This is a genomic window from Rubrivivax sp. A210 (assembly GCF_904426505.1).
Lineage (GTDB): Bacteria > Pseudomonadota > Gammaproteobacteria > Burkholderiales > Burkholderiaceae_C > Rubrivivax.
This window is the reverse complement of record NZ_CAJGBN010000012.1, coordinates 42,983-63,845: the sequence shown is the minus strand read 5'-3', so window position 1 is coordinate 63,845 and position 20,863 is coordinate 42,983. Positions and strand designations below refer to the sequence as shown.

The 20,863-nt window shown below is 70.0% G+C and carries 20 protein-coding genes and 1 riboswitch; of the genes, 8 read left to right on the top strand and 12 right to left on the bottom strand.

Annotation, left to right across the window (positions count from 1 at the left end; translation table 11 throughout):
- Positions 1-8: 8 nt before the first annotated feature.
- The 6 genes from JMV16_RS08940 to JMV16_RS08915 all read right to left on the bottom strand — a co-directional run bounded on the left by JMV16_RS08940 (position 9) and on the right by JMV16_RS08915 (position 4,657).
- The gene (locus JMV16_RS08940; RefSeq protein ID WP_201493907.1) at positions 9-593 is read right to left on the bottom strand and encodes a Tfp pilus assembly protein FimT/FimU; all 585 of its coding nucleotides are present in this window, start codon (positions 591-593) and stop codon (positions 9-11) included.
- A 2-nt stretch (positions 594-595) separates the two neighbouring features.
- Positions 596-1,063 (bottom strand): type IV pilin protein, encoded by a 468-nt coding sequence (locus JMV16_RS08935; protein WP_201493906.1) that lies wholly within the window; start codon positions 1,061-1,063, stop codon positions 596-598.
- Positions 1,064-1,181: 118 nt separating this feature from the next.
- On the bottom strand, positions 1,182-1,733 hold the full coding sequence (locus JMV16_RS08930; RefSeq protein ID WP_201493905.1) for a GspH/FimT family pseudopilin: 552 nt from the start codon (positions 1,731-1,733) through the stop codon (positions 1,182-1,184).
- Between the two features lie 148 nt (positions 1,734-1,881).
- Positions 1,882-2,325 carry a transcriptional regulator NrdR gene (gene nrdR / locus JMV16_RS08925; RefSeq protein ID WP_201493904.1) on the bottom strand — a complete coding sequence of 148 codons (444 nt, stop codon included), beginning with the start codon at positions 2,323-2,325 and terminating at the stop codon, positions 1,882-1,884.
- 13 nt (positions 2,326-2,338) lie between these two features.
- Positions 2,339-3,589 carry a serine hydroxymethyltransferase gene (gene glyA, locus JMV16_RS08920; protein ID WP_201493903.1) on the bottom strand — a complete coding sequence of 417 codons (1,251 nt, stop codon included), beginning with the start codon at positions 3,587-3,589 and terminating at the stop codon, positions 2,339-2,341.
- Between the two features lie 80 nt (positions 3,590-3,669).
- A riboswitch (ZMP/ZTP riboswitch) is annotated at positions 3,670-3,782 on the bottom strand.
- A 14-nt stretch (positions 3,783-3,796) separates the two neighbouring features.
- On the bottom strand, positions 3,797-4,657 hold the full coding sequence (locus tag JMV16_RS08915) for a transglycosylase SLT domain-containing protein (protein ID WP_201493902.1): 861 nt from the start codon (positions 4,655-4,657) through the stop codon (positions 3,797-3,799).
- A 255-nt stretch (positions 4,658-4,912) separates the two neighbouring features.
- On the opposite strand from JMV16_RS08915, the gene JMV16_RS08910 reads away from it, so the two are divergent.
- Together JMV16_RS08910 and JMV16_RS08905 are read left to right on the top strand one after the other, a co-directional pair.
- Positions 4,913-6,469 carry a UbiD family decarboxylase gene (locus JMV16_RS08910; protein WP_201493901.1) on the top strand — a complete coding sequence of 519 codons (1,557 nt, stop codon included), beginning with the start codon at positions 4,913-4,915 and terminating at the stop codon, positions 6,467-6,469.
- A gap of 355 nt (positions 6,470-6,824) precedes the next feature.
- Positions 6,825-8,684, top strand: a complete 1,860-nt coding sequence (locus JMV16_RS08905; protein WP_236580423.1) for an ABC transporter ATP-binding protein — start codon at positions 6,825-6,827, stop codon at positions 8,682-8,684.
- A 20-nt stretch (positions 8,685-8,704) separates the two neighbouring features.
- Here JMV16_RS08905 and JMV16_RS08900 read toward each other — a convergent pair whose 3' ends face one another.
- Complete coding sequence (locus tag JMV16_RS08900; protein ID WP_201493900.1) at positions 8,705-9,385, bottom strand: PEP-CTERM sorting domain-containing protein; 681 nt, start codon at positions 9,383-9,385, stop codon at positions 8,705-8,707.
- A 255-nt stretch (positions 9,386-9,640) separates the two neighbouring features.
- Here JMV16_RS08900 and JMV16_RS08895 point away from each other — a divergent pair, with 255 nt between their 5' ends.
- Entirely contained in the window at positions 9,641-11,956 is a 2,316-nt protein-coding gene (locus tag JMV16_RS08895; protein WP_236580422.1) for a YgiQ family radical SAM protein, read from the top strand.
- A gap of 12 nt (positions 11,957-11,968) precedes the next feature.
- On the opposite strand, the gene JMV16_RS08890 is transcribed toward JMV16_RS08895, so the two are convergent.
- A complete protein-coding gene (locus tag JMV16_RS08890; RefSeq protein WP_201493899.1) occupies positions 11,969-12,853 on the bottom strand; it encodes an HDOD domain-containing protein in 885 nt (294 codons plus the stop codon).
- A gap of 222 nt (positions 12,854-13,075) precedes the next feature.
- On the opposite strand from JMV16_RS08890, the gene JMV16_RS08885 reads away from it, so the two are divergent.
- Positions 13,076-13,291 carry a hypothetical protein gene (locus tag JMV16_RS08885; RefSeq protein WP_201493898.1) on the top strand — a complete coding sequence of 72 codons (216 nt, stop codon included), beginning with the start codon at positions 13,076-13,078 and terminating at the stop codon, positions 13,289-13,291.
- A 30-nt stretch (positions 13,292-13,321) separates the two neighbouring features.
- Here the strand turns inward: JMV16_RS08885 and JMV16_RS08880 are convergent, their stop codons facing one another.
- The 4 genes from JMV16_RS08880 to JMV16_RS08865 form a co-directional block, all read right to left on the bottom strand.
- Positions 13,322-13,783, bottom strand: coding sequence for an FKBP-type peptidyl-prolyl cis-trans isomerase (locus JMV16_RS08880; protein ID WP_201493897.1), 462 nt, complete (start codon positions 13,781-13,783; stop codon positions 13,322-13,324).
- Between the two features lie 57 nt (positions 13,784-13,840).
- Positions 13,841-14,308, bottom strand: coding sequence for a DUF3016 domain-containing protein (locus tag JMV16_RS08875; protein WP_201493896.1), 468 nt, complete (start codon positions 14,306-14,308; stop codon positions 13,841-13,843).
- Between the two features lie 92 nt (positions 14,309-14,400).
- Positions 14,401-16,188, bottom strand: a complete 1,788-nt coding sequence (locus JMV16_RS08870; RefSeq protein ID WP_201493895.1) for a glutamine--tRNA ligase/YqeY domain fusion protein — start codon at positions 16,186-16,188, stop codon at positions 14,401-14,403.
- Positions 16,189-16,216: 28 nt separating this feature from the next.
- Positions 16,217-16,939, bottom strand: coding sequence for a phosphatase PAP2 family protein (locus JMV16_RS08865; protein WP_236580421.1), 723 nt, complete (start codon positions 16,937-16,939; stop codon positions 16,217-16,219).
- Between the two features lie 169 nt (positions 16,940-17,108).
- On the opposite strand from JMV16_RS08865, the gene JMV16_RS08860 reads away from it, so the two are divergent.
- Genes JMV16_RS08860 through JMV16_RS08845 form a run of 4 tightly spaced genes read left to right on the top strand, consistent with a single transcriptional unit; the run spans position 17,109 to position 20,857 of the window.
- Positions 17,109-18,473: an NAD(P)/FAD-dependent oxidoreductase gene (locus JMV16_RS08860; RefSeq protein WP_411565018.1), complete on the top strand. Its 1,365-nt coding sequence runs from the start codon at positions 17,109-17,111 to the stop codon at positions 18,471-18,473.
- Positions 18,470-19,300: a MipA/OmpV family protein gene (locus JMV16_RS08855; protein ID WP_201493893.1), complete on the top strand. Its 831-nt coding sequence runs from the start codon at positions 18,470-18,472 to the stop codon at positions 19,298-19,300. Before JMV16_RS08860 ends, JMV16_RS08855 begins: the two co-directional genes overlap by 4 nt.
- Complete coding sequence (locus tag JMV16_RS08850) at positions 19,284-20,078, top strand: lysophospholipid acyltransferase family protein (protein ID WP_236580420.1); 795 nt, start codon at positions 19,284-19,286, stop codon at positions 20,076-20,078. Before JMV16_RS08855 ends, JMV16_RS08850 begins: the two co-directional genes overlap by 17 nt.
- A complete protein-coding gene (locus JMV16_RS08845) occupies positions 20,075-20,857 on the top strand; it encodes a glycosyltransferase family 2 protein (protein WP_411565017.1) in 783 nt (260 codons plus the stop codon). Before JMV16_RS08850 ends, JMV16_RS08845 begins: the two co-directional genes overlap by 4 nt.
- Positions 20,858-20,863: the final 6 nt, after the last annotated feature.

The window sequence follows — 20,863 nt, the reverse complement described above, 5'->3', positions numbered from 1 at the left end:
TCTTGGGCTCAAGGACATGCCGGGACTCCGGAAATCTGGCCACTGGGCGAGCAGGTCGTCGGGCGGCCGGTCACCTCGACCGAAGTGATGAAGCTGCCCACCGTCGGGTGGCCGACGACGATCCTGAACGGGCCCGTGGGCTCGATGAAGGTGTCGGAGACGGCGGTCTCGAGGCGGCCCGTGGCGGGGTCGAATCTCATGTGGCGCGCGGTCTGGCCGCTGGGGAATCCGAGGCTGATGGACGAGTCGAGCGGAACCTGCACGGTGCGGATCTCGCGCACCGAGGCGACGCTGCACGCGGTTCCCGGCGCGCGGTTGCAGTCGCAGACCGTGTGGTCGCCGGTCAGCAGGGCGTAGCAGGTCTGGCCGCCGCTGGGGGCGTCGAACATCATCGTGACCTTGAGATTGCGGCTCGCCGCTTCGGCGCGCACGAACTGGATGTCGGTGATGAGCTGGGCGTTGATGCTGCGCAGCCGCTGCACGTCGATGAAGCGCTTGAACGAGGGTGCCGCGACCATGGCCAGCAGGGCGACGATGGCCACCACCACCATCAACTCGATCATCGTCAGGCCTGTGGCTGGGGGCTTGGACACGGTCAACGGCTCCAGCAGGTGTTGGTGGCGGTGTAGCTGGCGGTGGTGAAGGTGCAGTTCTCGCAGGCGGCGTAGGTGATGTTTCCGTCCAGCATGCGCAGACTGAGCAGCTTGCAGTTTCTGTCAGAGGCCTGCGCCGCGCGGCCCGTGGCCGTGATGACATAGCCATTGGCTGCGGCATCGGTGATTGCCAGGCCGTAGTTGGCGGGCTCGCTGATGTTCAATCCAGAGGGCGGGCTGCCGAGGCTGCTGTTGTAGCTCGGGTTGTTGGCGCGCCAGCGTTCCTGCGCCTGCTGGATGGCCGCGATGGCCGCAAAGGCGTCGGAGCGTCGGCCCTTGCGCACCGAATCGATGAAGGTGGGCAGGGCGACTGCCGCCAGGATGGCGACGATGGCCACCGCCACCAGCAGCTCGATGAGCGTGAAGCCGCGGCCTTGCGGCTTGGATCGGGCGCGGGTCAGGGTGTTCATTGGGTTTGGATTCTGGGTGCGGGCTGCGTCACGCGGCAAACCGCCCGTCGGCGTCCGTCGGCCATTCGTCAGCCATTCGAGGGTGCCCCCCACGGTCGAGGGGGGGTGATACTGCCGATCAGCAGGCGCGCAGGCCGGCCAGTGGCGGCGTCGGCGTGCATTGGCGGGCACGGCCCATGATGTTGACGACCACGTTCAGCGCCAGGCCGCTGCGTCCCTGCAACTGCAGCGTGGCGGTGGGCGAAACCGTGCCCTTGTCGGCGTCGACGAACATCGAGCGCACATTCGAACGCAATTGCACCGGCGAGCCGCTGGCAAAGCTGGCGCTGCGCCAGGCGCGAGCCGTGCCCGAGCACACCGGCTGCTCGTTGCCGCTGCAGCGGCAATCGCCGGCGTCGCCGCTGTGGACGACGTAGCAGCTGCCCGTGGCCTCGCTCTCGAAGCTGACGCGCAGGCCACGGTTGGCCATCACCGCCTCGCTGCGGGCGAGCTGGATGTCGGTTTCCAGTTGGGCCGCGGCACCTTCGAGCTGGCGCCGTTCCAGTGCCGAGACGAAGCCGGGGGCGGTGGTGCCGGCCAGCACCGCGGCGATGGCCAGCCCGATCAGGCTTTCGACCAGGGTCACGCCGGCCTGGTGGTGGAGGGGGCGGGCAGTGGTGGCGGTCCTCATGGTGCGGGCTCCGGTGGCGTTGCGATGCCCTGCACTTTAGGAATGAGTGGCCGCCGGCGCGATCCCGCCGCGGGGGCGGCTGGTGGGTGCCCCCGCCCCTCTATCCCCCCGTCCCCCGGGCGGGGGTATGGGGTGGGGGAAGGCGGGCTCAGATGTCGCGGATCAACTGCCGGAAGGCGTCGACGTCCTCGAACTCGCGGTAGACCGAGGCGAAGCGCACGTAGGCCACCTTGTCGATGCGCTTGAGTTCGCGCATCACGAGTTCGCCCAGGCGGGCGCTGGGTACTTCGCGTGCGCCGGTGGCGAGCAACTTGTCCTGGATGCGCTCGATGGCCGCATCCACCTGTTCGATGCTCACCGGCCGCTTGCGCAGCGCCAGGATCATGCTGGCGCGCAGCTTGGCGGGGTCGAACTCGACCCGCGCGCCGTCCTTCTTGACCACCGCCGGCAGCGCGATCTCGCTGCGCTCATAGGTGGTGAAGCGCTTGTCGCAACCCAGGCAGCGGCGGCGGCGGCGGATGACATCGCCCTCGTCGGACTCGCGCGTCTCGACGACCTGCGTTTCCTGGTGGCTGCAGAAGGGGCAGCGCATCCGCCGTCGGCCCTTAGCGGTAGACCGGGAAGTCGCGCGTCAGCGCCGCGACGCGTTCGCGCACCGCGGCGATGTGGGCGGCGTCCCTGGGGTTGTCCAGGACATCGGCGATCAGGTGGGCGGTCATGCGCGCCTGCTCTTCCTTGAAGCCGCGCGTCGTCATCGCCGGCGTGCCCAGGCGGATGCCGCTGGTCACCATGGGCTTTTGCGGGTCATTCGGGATGCCGTTCTTGTTGCAGGTCATGTGGGCCTCGCCCAGGATGGCCTCGGCCTCCTTGCCGGTCAGGCCCTTGGGGCGCAGGTCGACCAGCATCACATGGCTTTCGGTGCGGCCGCTCACGATGCGCAGGCCGCGTGAGATCAGCGTCTCGGCCAGCACGCGGGCATTCGCCACCACCTGCTGCTGGTAGGCCTTGAACTCGGGCGCCAGCGCCTCCTTGAAGGCCACGGCCTTGGCGGCGATCACATGCATCAGCGGCCCGCCCTGGATGCCGGGGAAGATGGCGCTGTTGATCTTCTTGGCGATGGCCTCGTCATTGGCCAGCACGATGCCGCCGCGCGGGCCGCGCAGGCTCTTGTGCGTGGTGCTGGTCACGACGTCGGCGTGCGGCATCGGGTTGGGGTAGACGCCGGCGGCGATGAGGCCGGCGTAGTGCGCCATGTCGACCATGAAAACGGCGCCGACGGCCTTGGCCACGCGCGCAAAGCGCTCGAAGTCGATGCGCAGCGCATAGGCGCTGGCGCCGGCAATGATGAGGCGGGGCTTGTGCTCGTGGGCCAGGCGCTCCATGGCGTCGTAGTCGATGGCCTCGTTGGCGTCGAGCCCGTAGCTCACCACCTTGAACCACTTGCCGCTCATGTTGAGCGCCATGCCGTGGGTCAGGTGGCCGCCCTCGGACAGGCTCATGCCCATGATGGTGTCGCCGGGCTCGAGCAGGCCGAAGAACACGGCCTGGTTGGCCTGCGAGCCGGAATTGGCCTGCACATTGGCGTGGCCGGCACCGAACAGCTGCTTCAGGCGCTCGATGGCCAGGGTCTCGACGACGTCGACGTTCTCGCAGCCGCCGTAGTAGCGCCGGCCCGGATAGCCCTCGGCGTACTTGTTGGTGAGCTGCGAGCCCTGCGCGGCCATGACGGCCGGGCTGGTGTAGTTCTCGCTCGCGATGAGCTCGATGTGATCTTCCTGGCGGCGGTTCTCGGCCTGGATGGCGGCCCAGACCTCGGGGTCGACGCTGGCGACGGTGGATGTGGAACGGTCGAACATGGCAGTCCTCTTCCTGTGTGGGGATGAAGGGCCATCGAGTGCCGGCGGCCCCGATGGCTGGGGCGGTGCGCGGCACGGTCGAGGGCTGCCCAGGCGAACGGCGGATGCCGCGGCGCGAGGGGCCGTGGCCCGCGCTTCCCGGTGGTCTTCCACCTCGGGGGCAGGGCCCCTATCGCCAGTCGCGCGGACCGCGAGTGTAGCGCCCGCTCAGCGCGCCGAGGCCAGCAGGGCCAGGGGGCCCAGCGGCGCCTGCGCCACCGGCTCGCCGGCCGGCGGCGTGGCCGGCACATTGCTGGCATTGACGGGCACGCGCTGACCGTCGGCCACGCCGCGCATGTGGCGCTGCTCGGCCATCACACGGCCGGCATAGCCGCCGTCGCCGTCCTGCAAGGCGGCGCCCACGTAGTAGCGCAAGCCTTCCTGCACGCTGCCGGCGCGGGCGATGCAGTCCTTGAGCACCTGGACGCCGACGCGCAGATTGCTGATGGGGTCGAAAGCGGCGTGGTTGCCGCCGAAAGCCTCGTACTTGTCGTCGTGGACGCGCGTCATCACCTGCATCAGGCCCTGGGCGCCGACGGGGCTCTGGGCGAAGGGGTTGAAGCTGGATTCGACGGCAATGATGGCCAGGATCAGCGTCGGGTCGAGCCCGGCGCGCTGGCCGATGGCAAAGCTTTCCTGCACCAGGGCCGCCACCGGCTCGGGTGCCACCTTGTAGCGGCGGGCGATCCAGTTCGCCAGCGTGGCCTGTGGCCGCGGCAGGTCGGCCAGCGGCACGGCGGTGGCGCGGGCCACCGCATCGGGCTCGGACACCGCGGCCAGCACATTGCCGGAATCCTGCTCGCGCGCCTCGTGGCGCGTCTGCAGCCATTGCAGGGCCAGCACCTCGGCCTCGTGCCGGATGTCGGCGCGGCCGAGCGTGAAGACCAGCACCGCGATGGCGGCCAGGCCGACCAGCGCCAGCGTGTTGTGGCTGACTTCGAGCAGGCCGCGTCCGACGTCTTCGGTGAAGACCTTCAGCGATCGGGCCGTGGCTTGCCATGCCCGGTGCAGCATGTCCAGGACGTGCATCGTGTTCTCTCCTGATGAACCGCGGCTCGCCGCTGCTGCGCCTGAGGGGCGCGCTACGGGGCCACGGTAATAATCAATCGCAGGGTGCAGGCCTTGAACGCGATGCAGACCCCTGCCCGGGGCGGTTACCTGGCGACACACCATCCCAAGGGCGTCGTCACGGGTAAACCCTGTGGTTTCAGGACTGGGCGGATTCTAGGAAGCGTTTAACGACACGGTCAAGCATATAAAACGCCTCTCTAATAACAAACAACGATGAAATACAGGGACCTTCGAGACTTCATGGGCCAGCTCGAGGCCCTGGGAGAGTTGCGAAAGCTGGTCGATCCGGTGTCGCCACGCTTCGAACTCACCGCAATCGGTGACAAAGTGCTTCGCGCCGGTGGCCCGGCCGTGCTGTGTGCGAATCCGGTCGGATTCCACACTCCCTGCCTCATCAATCTTTTCGGCACGCCGCGCCGCGTGGCCCTGGGCATGGGGGCCGAGTCGCTGGCCGAGCTGCGTGACGTCGGCAGGGTGCTGGCCGGCCTCAAGGAGCCCGAGCCGCCCAAGGGCCTGAAGGACGCCGGCCGGCTGTTGCAGATGGCCAAGGCGCTGTGGGACATGAAGCCGGCCCTGCAGCGCCGCGCGCCCTGCCAGGAAGAGGTGCTGGAGGGCGAGGCCATCGATCTTGGCCGGCTGCCTGTGCAGACCTGCTGGCCGGGCGACGCCGGGCCGCTCATCACTTGGGGGCTTGTCGTGACGCGCGGGCCGCAGGCGGTGGCGCAGCCGCGGCGACGCCAGAACCTGGGCATCTACCGCCAGCAGGTGATAGGGCGGCGCGAAGTCATCATGCGCTGGCTGGCCCACCGTGGCGGCGCGCTCGATTTCCGCGACTTTGCGCGCGCCAACCCGGGCCGGCCCTTTCCCATCGCGGTGGCGCTGGGCGCCGACCCGGCCACCATCCTGGGGGCCGTGACGCCGGTGCCCGACACGCTGTCGGAGTACCAGTTCGCCGGCCTGCTGCGCGGCAGCCGCTCCGAGGTGGTCGAGTCAGCGGTGGGCGAAGAGGGCTGGAAGCTGCAGGTGCCGGCCAGCGCGGAAATCGTGCTCGAGGGCCACATCCCCACCGCGCCGGCAGGCTTTGTGGGCGAATCGGAGATGGGCGTCAAGCTGCGCGAGCAGGGCGGCTACCTGCACGCGCTCGAGGGCCCCTTCGGCGACCACACCGGCTATTACAACGAGCAGGACTGGTTTCCGGTCTTCCGCCTTTCGCGGCTGACGCAGCGGCGCGACGCCATCTACCACTCCACCCACACCGGCAAGCCGCCCGATGAGCCGGCGGTCCTGGGCGTGGCGCTCAACGAAGTCTTCGTGCCCATCCTGCAAAAGCAGTTTCCCGAGATTGTCGATTTCTACCTGCCGCCCGAGGGCTGCAGCTACCGCATGGCGGTGATCTCCATCCGCAAGGCCTACCCCGGCCACGCCAAGCGCGTGATGTTCGGCCTGTGGAGCTTTCTGCGCCAGTTCATGTACACCAAGTTCATCGTCGTCACCGACGACGACATCGACATCCGCGACTGGAAGGAAGTGGTGTGGGCCATCACCACGCGCATGGACCCGGTGCGCGACACCCTGCTGGTGGAGAACACGCCCATCGACTACCTCGACTTCGCCTCGCCGGTGAGCGGCCTGGGCGGCAAGATGGGATTGGACGCCACGCACAAGTGGCCGGGCGAGACGGCGCGCGAATGGGGCCGTCCCATCGCGATGGAGGCGGCGGTGGAGCGGCGTGTTGAAGCCCTGGTGGCGGGCCTGCTGAAGCCCGGCTGAAACAGCGGGAAAGGCCGTGCATTCCGCACACGCAAGGCTTGCCGCGGTGGCGTGATCGGCCTATGCTGGCCTTGCCTGCTTGCAGGTACCCACGACGGCGCAGACCCTGCGCGTCAGGGGCCCCGGACCCCCTACCTCCGGAGCCCCATAGGCAGCCTCGGCTGCCCGCCCCTCCGGCGCCTTCGGGTCCGGAGGGGTTTCGCTTTTGGGCCCTCCCCAATCCCGTGCAGGCGGCGCCCGGCAGCGGCCCCGATAATCCGCGCCTTCATCGGCCCGCCAGAGGCCATTCGCCCGCCCGGCACACAACGCGGGGCCGGGCCACCAGCGCCCCACCGGGCGCGTTCAGGGGAAGATCTTGTTCCAGCGCTTCGAACGACGGGTGCATCCCTATCCGGATGCGCCGCCCGCCACGCCGCCGCGCGGCCTGGCGGCCTTTCTCTGGCACTGCTCGCGCGGCATGCGCGGCCTGCTGCTGCTGGTGCTGCTGTCCTGCGCCGCCTTCGGTGCCTTCGAGGCCCTGCTCTTCGGCATGATGGCCCACGTCGTCGACACGCTGGCCGCCGTGAAGCCGGCCGATTTCTGGCACGTACACGGCGGCACGCTGGCGTGGCTGGCCCTGACGCTGGCCGCCAGCGTGGTGGCGGCGCTGCTGCTGGGGCTGCTCAAGTACCAGGGTCTCTTCGTCAACTTCCCGATGCGGCTGCGCTGGAACTTCCACCGCCTGATGCTCGAGCAGAGCATGGCCTTCTATCAGGACGAGTTCGCCGGCCGCATCGCCACCAAGGTGATGCAGACGGCGCTGGCGGTGCGCGACACCTGGCTGGTCTTCGTCGACATGCTGGCCTATGTGCTGATCTATTTCGGCACCATGGTGGCCGTGGTCGGCGCCTTCGACGCCTGGCTGATGTTGCCCTACCTGGGCTGGCTGGTGGCCTACGTCGCCACGCTGTGGTACTTCGTGCCGCGCCTGGGCGCGGTGGCGCAGCAGCAGGCCGACGCGCGCTCGCTGATGACCGGCCGCGTGACCGACGCCTACACCAACATCGCCACCGTCAAGCTGTTCTCGCACGCCCAGCGCGAGGCCCAGTTTGCGCGCGCCGCCATGACCGAGTTCGCCGCCACCGGCTACACCCAGATGCGTTTGGTGACGGCCTTCGAGACCATCAATCAGTTGCTCAGCGTCGGCCTCATCGCCGCCACCGCCGTCACCGCGCTGCAGCTGTGGACCGAGGGCGCGGTCGGCGTGGGCGCGGTGGCCGCGGCCTCGGCCATGGCATTCCGCTTGAACGGCATATCGCACTGGGTGATGTGGGAGATGGCGACGCTGTTCGAGCACATCGGCACGGTGCAGGACGGCATCGGCACGCTGTCGCGCGCCCGCACCGTGCTCGACCGCCTCGATGCCCAGCCGCTGAAGGTGACGCGCGGCGAAGTGCGCTTCGAGGGCGTGGGCTTCGGCTACGGCGGCGGCAAGCGCGTCGTCGACGGGCTCGACCTCACCATCCACCCGGGCGAGAAGATAGGCCTGGTCGGCCGCTCGGGCGCCGGCAAGAGCACGGTGGTCAACCTGCTGCTGCGCCTGCATGACCTGGAGGCGGGCCGCATCCTGGTCGACGGCCAGGACATCGCCAGCGCGACCCAGGAAAGCCTGCGCCGCCAGATCGGCATGGTGACGCAGGACACCTCGCTGCTGCACCGCTCGGTGCGCGACAACATCGTCTACGGCCGCCCCGATGCCGGCGAGGCCGAGATGCTGCGCGCGGCCGAGCGCGCCGAGGCGCACGGCTTTATCGCCGGCCTGGTCGACCCCAAGGGCCGGTGCGGCTACGACGCCCATGTGGGCGAGCGCGGCGTCAAGCTCAGCGGCGGCCAGCGCCAGCGCGTGGCCATTGCGCGCGTGATGCTCAAGGACGCGCCCATCCTGCTGCTCGACGAGGCCACCAGCGCGCTCGACAGCGAGGTCGAGGCCGCCATCCAGGCCAGCCTCTACCGGCTGATGGAGGGCAAGACGGTGGTCGCCATCGCCCACCGCCTGTCCACCATCGCGGCGATGGACCGCCTGGTGGTGATGGACCAGGGCCGCATCGTCGAGGCCGGCAGCCACGCCAGCCTGCTGGCCGCCGGCGGCATCTATGCGCGCCTGTGGGCGCACCAGAGCGGCGGCTTCCTGGGCGAGGCGGCCGACGAAGACGAGGCGCCGGCGCTGGCGGCCTGAGCCGCCAGCGCTCGCAGGCTTCAGGCCTGGCGCTTGCGGCTGACGGCGGCGGCGGCCAGCGCGGCGGCGCCGAGCAGGGCCAGGCTGCCGGGCTCGGGCACATTGTTGAGCGGGAGCGCGGCGACGCTGCTGTCGTTGAACTGGATGTTGTCGAAGAAGACGTCGCCGGCAACGCCGCCCGAGCCGTCGTAGTCCTCGAACATCAGGTGTACGGTGTTGCCGATGGTGGTGTTGAAGGTCAGGCTGTAGTGGTGCCACTGGCCGTCGTCGACCAGGCCGATGACCGGCACGCCGTTGGCCATGCGGAAGCCGTCCAGGGTGCCGGCAATCCAGTCGTGGGTGCCAGGGAAGCCCTGGCTGATGCCGAAGAAGCCGCCCAGGTTGCCGGCCACGCTGCCGGCCTTGGCCAGGCCCAGGTAGTCGAAATTCACGGTGAACTGGCCCGTGGTGGTGGAGATGGTGTCGACGCTGAACAGGCTGCCGGCACCGAAGGTGCGGTTGAAGCCGAGCGCATGGTTGGCGGCATTGAGCGGGTCCACCACGATGGCCGACTGCACGGCACCGCCGACGAAGACGCTGCGGTCGGTCCAATGCGACAGCGTGCCCTCGAAGTTCTCGGAGATGGACGAGACGTTGGCGGCCGCAGCCAGCTGGCTGGCGGCGAGCAGGGCGGCGGCGAGGGTGAGGGTGTTCAGGCGCATGGGGTGGCTCATTCGTGTGTTTGACGGCGTGCCCGCGTTCTTCGCGGACTGTGCGTAACAAATTGCAAGCGACGGGCCAGCCCGAAAAAAGTCAATCAAATCATGGTCTTGGAAATATCGACCGCCGTCACATGGATGCCGGTGTCAAAAGTACCGAACGTGCATATTTCTCGTCGGCCGTCCGGCGTGCCGTTGGCCGGGCTGTCGAGAGCCCCGCATTTCCATCGGGAGGGCGCGCGCTGGGACAATCCGCCGGTGTCAGCCTCCACCAAAGACCGCCCCGTCATCGCCCGCCCCGCGGGTGCCGAGCCCGCCAAGCCGCTGGGCAGCTGGCGTCCGTTCTGGGCCAAGCGCTTCGGTCCCGCGCCCTTTCTTCCCATGAGCCGGGCCGAGATGGACCAGCTGGGCTGGGACAGCTGCGACATCGTCATCGTCACCGGCGACGCCTATGTCGACCACCCCAGCTTCGGCATGGCGGTGATCGGCCGCGTGCTCGAGGCGCAGGGATTCCGCGTCGGCATCGTGGCCCAGCCCGATTGGCAGAGCGCCGATGCCTTCAAGGCCCTGGGCAAGCCCAACCTGTTCTTCGGCGTCGCCGCCGGGAACATGGATTCGATGATCAACCGCTACACGGCGGACCGCAAGATTCGCAGCGACGACGCCTACACCCCCGGCGGCGCCGGCGGCCGCCGGCCCGACCGCGCCACCCTGGTCTACGCCCAGCGCTGCAAGGAGGCCTGGAGCGAGGTGCCGGTGGTGGCGGGCGGCATCGAGGCCAGCCTGCGCCGCATCGCCCACTACGACTACTGGCAGGACAAGGTGCGCCGCAGCATCCTGGTCGACAGCAAGGCCGACCTGCTGCTTTACGGCAATGCCGAGCGCGCCATCGTCGAGGTCGCGCACCGGCTGGCGCGGCGCGAACCCATCGAAGCGCTGACCGACATCCGCGGCACCGCCTTCATGGTGCGACGCGGCCACGAGCCCCAGGGCTATATGGCCATCGACAGCACCGAGGTCGACCGCCCCGGCCGCATCGATGCCCACATCAACCCTTACCTGAGCACCGGCGACGCCGCCGCGGCCCAGGGCGAAAGCTGCGCCCGGGAAGAGGGCGCGGCCACCGGCGCCGTCGTGGCCCCCCCGGCCAGCCGCAAGACCGGCGCCGTCGTGCTGCCGCCGCGCGCCCAGACCGTGATCCGCCTGCCGGCCTTCGAGCAGGTGAAGAGCGATGCCGTGCTCTATGCCCACGCCAACCGCGTGCTTCACCTCGAGACCAACCCCGGCAATGCGCGCGCCCTGGTGCAGCGCCATGGCGAGCGCGATGTCTGGATCACGCCGCCGCCCATCCCGCTGACCACGGCCGAGATGGACCAGGTGTTCGACCTGCCCTACGCGCGCAGCCCGCACCCGCTGTATGCCGACGAGAACGGCAGCCACGACGGCGCCACCAAGATCCCGGCCTGGGAGATGATCCGCTTCAGCGTCAACATCATGCGCGGCTGCTTCGGCGGCTGCACCTTCTGCTCGATCACCGAGCACGAGGGCCGCATCATCCAGAGCCGCAGCGAAGACAGCGTGATCCGCGAGATCGAGGAGATCCGCGACAAGGTCAAGGGCTTCACCGGCGTCATCAGCGATCTCGGCGGCCCCACGGCCAATATGTGGCACATCGGGTGCAAGAGCCGCGCCATCGAGGCCGCCTGCCGCAAGCCCAGCTGCGTCTACCCCGGCATCTGCCCCAACCTCAACACCGACCACGGCCCGCTGATCAAGCTGTACCGCCGTGCGCGCCAGCTGCGCGGCGTGAAGAAGATCCTCATCGGCAGCGGCCTGCGCTACGACCTCGCGGTGCAAAGCCCCGAGTACGTGAAGGAACTCGTCACCCACCACGTCGGCGGCTACCTCAAGATCGCGCCCGAGCACACCGAGTCCGGACCGCTGTCGAAGATGATGAAGCCCGGCATCGGCACGTATGAGCGCTTCAAGCAGCTCTTCGAGCAGGCCAGTGCGGCGGCGGGCAAGAAGCAGTACCTGATCCCGTACTTCATCGCCGCCCATCCGGGCACCAGCGACGAGGACATGATGAACCTGGCGATCTGGCTCAAGCGCAACGGCTTCAAGGCCGACCAGGTGCAGACCTTCTACCCCAGCCCCATGGCCACGGCGACGGCGATGTACCACAGCGAGCTCAACCCGCTGGAAGGCGTCAGCCGCGACCCCCGCCGCGTGCAGCGCGTCGACGTCGTGCGTGGCGAACGCCGCCGCCGCCTGCACAAGGCCTTTCTGCGCTGGCATGACCCGGCCAACTGGCCGCTGCTGCGCGAGGCGCTGAAGGCGATGGGCCGCGCCGATCTCATCGGCAACGGCAAGCACCAGCTCATCCCCACCTACCAGCCGGCCGGCGACGGCGGCTATGTGAGCGCGCGGCGCAAGAACAGCACGCTGCCTGGCACGCAGGCGGCGCCGACGGCGGTGAAGCGCGGCCAGATCCTGACCCAGCACACAGGCTTGCCGCCGCGCGAGACCGGGGCGACGCCGGCGCGGCCAGCGGCCCGGCGCAAGCCGCGCTGATTGTTTCGCGCGCTACAGCGCGTCGAGTTCCGCCTGCAGCGGCTGGGTCCAGTCGGCCAGGTCGTCGGCGCTGAGTTGCAGCCAGGCCAGGGCCTGGGCGCCGAACTGGGTCCAGTCGTTCTCGGGGTCCAGGCCTTCGCGGCGGCGCATCAGGTATTCGGCCAGCAGGCCGGCGGCCACCAGGGTGTGGATCTCGGCCTCGGTGCCGTCGTCGGCCAGGCTTTCGAGATCGTGGTGCAGGCGGATTGCGGCCACCAGCGTCGGCTCCAGGTGCCAGGTGCGCGCCACCAGGGCGCCGACGACGGCGTGGTCGGTGCGGTGGTTGGCGTTCTCGGTGGCGATGAAGGAGCGGTCGATGCGTGCCCGCGCCTCGACCAGGGTGCCGCCATAGCCGCGCACGCTTTGCAGCAGCACCGGCATGCCGACGTGGCAGAAGAGGCCGTAGAGATGGGCCAGCTCGGGCACCAGCCCGGGCAGGTGGCGGGCGATGAAGTGCAGCGTGGCCGCGCGGATGGCGGCGTGTTCCCAGAAGTGGCGCAGTTGCGGATGGTCGACGGGAATGGCGTGGCGCACCAGGAAGCCGGTCAGCACCGCGGCGGTCTCGATGAGGCCGAGGCGGTTCATGGCCTGGCCCACCGTCGCCACCGGCTGGCCTACCGCGTGCAGCGGGCTGTTGGCGTTGCGCAGCAGGGTGGCCGACATCGCGACATCGCTGCCGGCAATGCGCGCGATCTCGCTCAGGTCGGGCTCGGTCTCGGCCATCGCCGCTTGCAGGCGCACCAGCAGATCGGGGCAGGGCGGGATCAGGATCTTGCGCAACTCGCCCCTCTTGCGCGAGAGATCGAGTTCCTGCGCGACGCGCTCGGTTCGCGGGGGCTGGCTGATCGTGAGAGTCATGGCGGGGTCATGCGTTGGGCCGGCCGGGAATCGACCCTCGGACTATCGGCAGCCTGCGGCACGACTTGAGGGCGCCGCACCCTTGTCGGACAGACACCGACAGGCCGCGCAGCATCGCGCCGACCGCTGCGGTGGCGCCGCCCCCGCAGCGGCGGCGGCCGGCACGCACTAACTTCTGCTGACGGACCCCGCGGCGCCGACCGCAAAGCCAGAACGCCTTCCATGACCACGCACGCCACCGCCAGCAGCCACAGCTTCATGCTGCGCTTCGAATCGCTCTACCACCCGGGGCGGGCACTGATGTTTCCGTGCGACGAGGGCGGCCTGGTCGAGCTCGATGCGCTCAGCGAGCCGGCGCGCTGCAACTACTTCTATGCGCGCGCCGTGGTCGGCCGCGAGTACGCGCTGCCGGCCGTCGTCGACGAACTGCGGCACTAGGCGCTTTCACAGCCCGCGCCGCAGTCGCGATCACTTGCCGGTGATGCCCAGCAGTTCCACCTCGAACTGCAGCACGGCGTTGGGCGGAATGGTGCCGCCGGCACCGCGTTCGCCGTAGGCGATGGCCGACGGGCAGGTCAGGCGTGATTTGCCGCCCACCTTCATGCGCTGCACACCCTCGGTCCAGCACTTGATGACGCGGTTGAGCGGGAAGGCGGCCGGCTGGCCGCGCGAATAGGAGCTGTCGAACTCCTTGCCGCCGGGAAAGGTGCCGCGGTAGTGCACGCTCACGGTGTCGGTGGCGGCCGGCGAGGCGCCCTTGCCTTCCTGCAGGGCGAGGTAGACGAGGCCGCTGTCGGTGACGACGGCGCCCTTCTCGGCGGCGGCGAGCTTGAGGGCATCGGTCTGGGCCAGGACGGGCAGGGCGGTGGCCAGCGTGAGGGCCAGGGCGGCCAGGGTGCGGTGGGCGTTAGACAAGGGCGAGGGCTCCATGTGGATGAGCCCGCAATCATCGCAGCTTGCTCGCCCGGCCCGCCGCCGGCGGCGCGCTCAGGGTGTGTCGAAAGTCTTCACGAACCAGCGTTCGAGCATCTGCTTCTCGTAGGCCAGGTCGCCCTGACGGACGTGGGCCAGGTAGTCGAGGTCGGACAAATGCTCTTCGCCGGCAGCCACGGTGCGGCCAGTGGCCTGCAGCGTGTAGCGCAGCGAGATGCGCGGCCAATCGGCGCCGCCACGCAACACGCGCAACTCGCCCGTGGGGCGCTGCCGCAGCGTGCCGGCGAGGTCGAGGTCGAGCACGTCGATCGTGAGGATCTGACCATTGGGCAGGTGCCGGCCCAGGCCTTGCAGGTGGGCCGTGAGCCGGTTCATCGTGTGATTGCGCTCGTAGGTGGCGCGGCCGATGTCGCTGTACTGCTCGACACCGATCCAGTTCACCTGCACTTCGCCGGCGGCCAGGGTGTTGCCGGCAGCGGCCAGGGTGGTGGCAAACAGGAGGCAGGGAAAGGCGGTGTGCATGGCCGGCTCCCGAGGCAGCGGTGCGCCCATGCTGCGCCGGCCGCGCGGCGGCGGCAGGGCTTTTTCAGATATTTACCGAAACACTCGGGCTTTCAACCCGCGCGGCCGTCGCGCAGCGTGGTGATGCGGTTGAATACCGGCGCCTCGGCCGTGTGCAGCACGCGGTCGGTGACGAAATAGCCGTGGCGTTCGAACTGCCAGCGTTGCTCGCGCGCAGCGCCGGCCAGGCCGGGCTCCACGTAGCCGGCCTGCACACGCTTGCTGTGCGGGTTGAGCACGCTGCGGTAGTCGCGCCCGCCGGCCTCGGGCTGGGCCTCGGTGAAGAGGCGGTCGTAGAGCACCACGGTGGCGGCCACGGCGTCGTGCGCGGCGACCCAGGTGATGGTGCCCTTGACCTTCACCGCATCGGCCCCCGGCGTGCCACTGCGCGTGTCGGGCAGGGCGCGCGCCAGCACGCGCGTCACGCGGCCCTGGTCGTCCTTCTCGCAGCCGGTGCACTCGACCACCAGGCCGTATTTCAGCCGCACCTTGTTGCCAGGGAAGAGGCGGAAGAAGCCCTTGGCCGGCAGCTCGGCGAAGTCGTCGCGCTCGATCCAGAGCTGCGCGCCCAGGCCGAACTGGCGCAGGCCCAGCTCGGGCCGCTGCGGGTGGGCCGGGGCGCTGCAGGCCTCGATGTGGCCTTCGCTGCCGTAGATCTCGGCCCAGTTGGTGATGGCCAGCGGCAGTGGATCGAGCACGGCCATGGCGCGCGGCGCCTCGCCTTCGAGATCGGCGCGCAGGCAGCCTTCGAGCACGCTGTAGTCGAGCCAGATATTGGTCTTGCTGGCGCCGCTGCCGTCGGCCATGGCGCGGATGCTGGCCGGCGTGTAGCCGCGCCGGCGCATGCCGAAGAGCGTGGGCATGCGCGGGTCGTCCCAGCCCTCGACCACGCCTTCGGCCACCAGTTCGCGCAGCTTGCGCTTGCTGGTCATCACGTAGCTCAGGTTCAGGCGCCCGAACTCGTGCTGGCGGGGCAGCGGGCGCGCCAGCAGGCCCAGGTCGGCCAGGTTCTCGAGCAGCCAGTCGTAGAACGGGCGCTGGTCCTCGAACTCGAGCGTGCAGATGCTGTGCGTGATGCGTTCCAGCGCGTCCTCGATGGGGTGCGCATAGGTGTACATCGGGTAGATGCACCACTGGTCGCCGGTGGCGTGGTGGTGGGCGCGCTTGATGCGGTAGAGCGTGGGGTCGCGCAGATTGATGTTGGGCGAGCCCATGTCGATCCTGGCGCGCAGCACCATGGCGCCGTCGGCATGCAGGCCGTCGCGCATCTCGCGCAGCCGCGCCAGGTTCTCGGCCGGCGTGCGGCCGCGGTAGGGGCTGTCGGTGCCGGGCGTGTTGAAGTCGCCGCGGTTGGCGCGCATGGCCTCGGCGCTCTGCTCGTCCACATAGGCCAGGCCCGCCCCCACCAGGGCCTCGGCGGCGCGGTACATGAAGTCGAAGTAGGAGCTGGCGTAGTAGAGGTGGCTGGTGCCGCCCACGTTCCAGTCGAAGCCCAGCCAGCGCACCGCCTCGATGATGGCGTCGACGTATTCCTGCTCTTCCTTCTCGGGGTTGGTGTCGTCGAAGCGCAGGTGGCAGATGCCGCCATAGCTCTGCGCCAGACCGAAGTTCAGGCAGATGCTCTTGGCGTGGCCGACGTGCAGGTAGCCGTTGGGCTCGGGCGGGAAGCGGGTGCGGATGCGCGCCGGATCGGGGGCGCCGGCGGCATGGTGGGCGGCGTCGCCCGGGCTGCCGCCGAAGCGGCGCCCGGACCAGTCGCCGGCTTCGAGATCGCGCTCGATGATGGCGCGCAGGAAGTTGCTGGCCTGGACGGGAGGAGTGTGGGAAGGGTCGAGGGCCATGTGCGCCGCAGCTGAGTGTGGCGCGATTCTATCGACCACCCCCCGCGAGGCCGCCGTTGCCGGCGTGCGGAAACCAGCGCAGTGAGGCCCAGGCGAAGGGCAGGGCCAGCAGCGTGCCGCCCACCACGTCCCACACCACATGCTGCTTGGTCGCCAGCGTCGAGTAGACGATGAGCAGCAGCCAGGCGGCATTGAGCAGGCGCAGGCCGCCAGGGGCGGCCATGCGGCGCAGCAGGTGGTCGAGCCAGATCGCCGCGTGCAGCGCGGTGGCGACGTGCAGCGAGGGGCAGGCATTGCCGGCCGCGTCCACGCCCTGCAGCATCGCGAAGGCCGGGTGTTGGGCCAGGTCCACCGCCAGCGGCAGGCGCGGCACGGCGGTGGGCACGAGGTAGAAGCACAGCAGGCCGGTGGCGCACAGCGCGGCGATCCAGGCGCCGTAGGCAATGAGGGCGCGCAGGCCGATCAACAGCCCCGGCGCGAGACCCACATAGACCCACAGCGAGACATAGGCCGCCATCCAGCCGGGCTGGACCGGGATGGCCTGGTCCAGCGCCGTGAGCGGCATCACCGTCACCGGCCGCGCCGGATGGCGCAGCAGGTGGAAATAGGCGACGAAGAAGATCGACATGAAGGCCGAGATGCCGACGAACTTGAGCCAGAAGCGATGGCGCAGGCGCTGGTCGCAATCGCGCAGCCAGTGCAGGCTGGCTGCGCTGGATTGGACGCGTTCGGTGGCAGGGTGGGGCGGCAAGGCGGAAGTCGTCGGCGCTGGCGGCTGGGGGCGGCAAAGGCTAACACCCGCCGCCATGGCCAGCTGTCGTGGGCGCTTTGGGGATAATCCGCCGCTTCGATGCTCCGCGCCACGCGGTGTGCGCGGCCGGCGTCTGATCGCGCCGGCTGCGGCCCTCGCCGCCCGCCCCATGCCCATGACCCAGGCGCCGTTCCCGGCTTCGCCCGACACCGCCGCCGACCGCTGCGACGTACTCGTCATCGGCGGCGGCCCGGGCGGCAGCACACTGGCCGCGTTGCTGGCGCGCCAGGGTCGCCGCGTGGTGCTGCTGGAAAAGGCCCGCCACCCGCGCTTCCACATCGGCGAATCGCTGTTGCCGGCCAATGGGCCGCTGTTCGACGAACTCGGCGTGCGTGCCCAGGTCGATGCCATCGCCATGCCCAAGTGGGGCATCGAGTTCGTCTCCTTCCAGCACGATTTCCACAGCCTGCTCGAGTTTTCCGAGGCCTGGGACAAGAACCAGCCCATGGCCTGGCAGGTGCGGCGCGACGTCTTCGACGAGATCCTGATCCGCCACGCCGCGGCCGAGGGCGCCGAGGTCTTCGAGGGCTGCCAGGCGCGCAAGGTCGATTTCGACGCCGATGGCGCCACCGTGCATGCCACGCGGGACGACGGCGCACGGCGCCAATGGCGTGCCCGCTACGTCGTCGACGCCTCGGGCCGCGACACCCTGCTGGCCCAGCAACTCGGTCTCAAGCAGCGCAACCCACGCCACAACAGCGCGGCGGTCTTCGGCCACTTCACCGGCGCGCGGCGCCTGCCGGGCAAGCTCGAAGGCAATATCAGCGTCTTCTGGTTCCAGCACGGCTGGTTCTGGTTCATCCCGCTGGCCGACGGCAGCACCAGCGTCGGCGCCACCTGCTGGCCGCACTACCTGAAGTCGCGCAGCAAGCCGCTGAAGGAATTCTTCCTCGACACCATTGCCATGAGCCCGGTGCTGGCCGAGCGCCTGGCCGGCGCGCAGTTGGTCGATGACAAGGTCTGGGCCACCGGCAACTACTGCTACACGGCCAGCGCCTGCAGCGGGCCGCGCTGGCTGATGGTGGGCGACGCCTATGCCTTCATCGACCCGGTGTTCTCTTCCGGCGTCTACCTGGCCATGGCGAGTGCCTTCAAGGCGGTGGAGGTGGTCGAGGCGACGCTGGATCGGCCCGCCGCTGCGGCGGCGGCCCGCCGGCGCTACGCGGCCCACATGGACAAGGGGCCGCGCGAGTTCTCGTGGTTCATCTTCCGCATGACCAACCCTGCCATGCGTGCCCTCTTCATGCGCCCGCGCAATGTGCTGCGCGCCAAGGAGGCCGTGCTCTCGCTGCTGGCCGGCGACATCTTCGGCCGCACGCCGATCGGCCCCTCGCTGCGCTTCTTCAAGCTCGTCTACTACCTCAGCGCGCTGCGTGACTGGCGCACCACGCTCGCGGCCTGGCGCCTGCGGCGCTTCAACATCCGCGATGTCGGCGCGCTCGAAGGCGAGAACATCGCCGTGGAGGGCCGATGAACCGCCGCGTACCGCGCTGGCGGCGGCTGGCTGCAATGGCCACGCTGGGGGCCCTGGCAGCGGCGCGGCCGGCCGCCGCCGACCAGCCGTTGTGGGAGCTGGGCCTGGGCCTGGCGACGCTGCGCGTGCCGCACTACCGCGGCAGCGAGCAAAGCCACCAGTGGCTGCTGCCCCTGCCCTATGTGATCTACCGCGGCGACATTCTGCGCTCCGACCGCGAGGGCGCACGGGCCTTGCTGCTGGATGGCGAGCGCGCCGATTTCGACCTCAGCCTGGGCGCCGGCCCGCCCGCCAGCAGCCGCGACAACCGTGCCCGTGCCGGCATGCCCGACCTGGCGCCGACGCTGGAGTTCGGCCCCAAGCTCAACCTGCACCTGGGGCGAGGCCCTGGCTGGCGGCTGGACCTGCGCCTGCCGCTGCGCGCCGCCTTCACCGTGCGCCGCCCGGTCCAGCACATCGGCTGGGTTGCCAACCCGGTGCTCAACCTCGACCTGAAGCGCGACGGCTGGAACATCGGCCTGCAGGGCGGGCCGCTTTATGCCTCGCGCCGCAACAACGCCTTCACCTACGACGTCGATGCCGCTTTTGCGACGGCATCGCGCTCGGAATTCCACAGCCAGGGCGGCTATGCCGGCTGGGGCCTGACCGCCAGCCTCGCGCGCCGCGCCGGCGACTGGTGGCTGGGCGGCTTTGTGCGCGCCGACAGCGTGGCCGGCGCGCGCTTTGCCGCCAGCCCGTTGGTGACACAACGCCAGACGCTCAGCATAGGCCTGGGCGCGAGCTGGATCTTCAGGGTCTCGGATGAGCGCGTTGGCGACACGCGCTGACGAGGTCCGGGCCGCCGTGTCGCCCAGCCGCCCCGCGCCCCTGCTGCTGCGCCCGCTGGCCTGGCTGGCGCTGCAGCTGCAACTGCTGCTGCTGGGCCTGATGTCGCTGGCCTGGAACCTGGTCGCGCTGCCGCTGCTCCCCTTGCTGCCGCGTGCCGCCGGCCTGCGCCTGGGCCGCGCCGCCATCGCCTACGGCTACCGCGCCTTCTGGCGCGTCGCCGCCGCCAGCGGCATGCTGCGCCTGGACGCCGCGGTGCTGGACGCGCTCCGCGACGAGCGCGGCCTGGTCATCGTCTCCAACCACCCCAGCCTGCTCGACGCCCTGATGCTGGTGGCGCGGCTGCCGCGCGCCGCCTGCATCATGAAGGCCAGCCTGATGCGCAACCCGCTGCTGGGCCCGGGCGCTCGGCTGGCGCGCTACATCCCCAACGATTCGCTCTATGGCATGGTCCACCGTGCCGTGGCCGATCTGCGCGCCGGCGGCCAGCTGGTGATGTTCCCTGAGGCCACGCGCACGACGCGCGTGCCGGTCAACCGCTTCCATGCCAGCTTTGCGCTCATCGCGCGGCGGGCCCAGGTGCCGATCCAGGTGGTCTTCATCGATACCGAATCGCCCTATCTGGCCAAGGGCTGGCCGCTGTGGCGGCTGCCGCCGCTGCCGATACGCTTTGCCGTGCGCCTGGGCCGCCGCTTCGAGCCGCCGCAAGACATCGACGCGGCGCGCGACGAGATCGAGGCCTACGTCGCCGCCGGCCTGCGCCAGGGGCCGCCGCGGTGAGTGCCGACCTGCCCTCCACCAGCCACCTGGTACTCATCCCCAGCTACAACACCGGGGCCAAGGTCTACGAGACGGTGGCCGCGGCGCGTGCCCAGTGGTGCCCCGTGTGGGTGGTGGTGGACGGCAGCAGCGACGGCACGGCCGCCGGCCTGCAGGCGCTGGCCGCCACCGACCCCGGCCTGCGCGTCTGGGTGCTGCCGCACAACCAGGGCAAGGGCGCGGCCGTGCTGCACGGTCTGGAGCAGGCGGAGGCGGCCGGCTACGGCCATGTGCTGGCGATGGACGCCGACGGCCAGCATCCGGCGGCGCTGATCCCGGCCTTCATGCAGGCCTCGCAACGCAGGCCCGAGGCCATGATCCTGGGCCGGCCCGTTTTTGATGCCAGCGCGCCGCTGCTGCGCGTGCGTGGCCGCCGCATCTCCAACGGCTGGACCGACCTCGAGACCCTGGGCGCTGGCGTGGCCGATTCGCTCTACGGCTTTCGCGTCTACCCGGTGCAGGCCCTGGCCGCGGTGATGCGGCGCCAGCCCTGGATGCGCCGCTTCGACTTCGACACCGAGGCCGTGGTGCGCCTGGCCTGGCGCGGCGTCAAGCCCATCAACCTGGACGCGCCGGTGAAGTACCTCACGGCCGCCGAGGGCGGCGTCAGCCACTTCCGCTACGGCCGCGACAACCTGCTGCTGACCTGGATGCACACGCGGCTGATGCTGGAGTTCGCGCTGCGCCTGCCGCTGCTGGTGTGGCGCAGGCTGTGCCGGCTGCCGCCCTTCCAGCCTTGAGCTGAG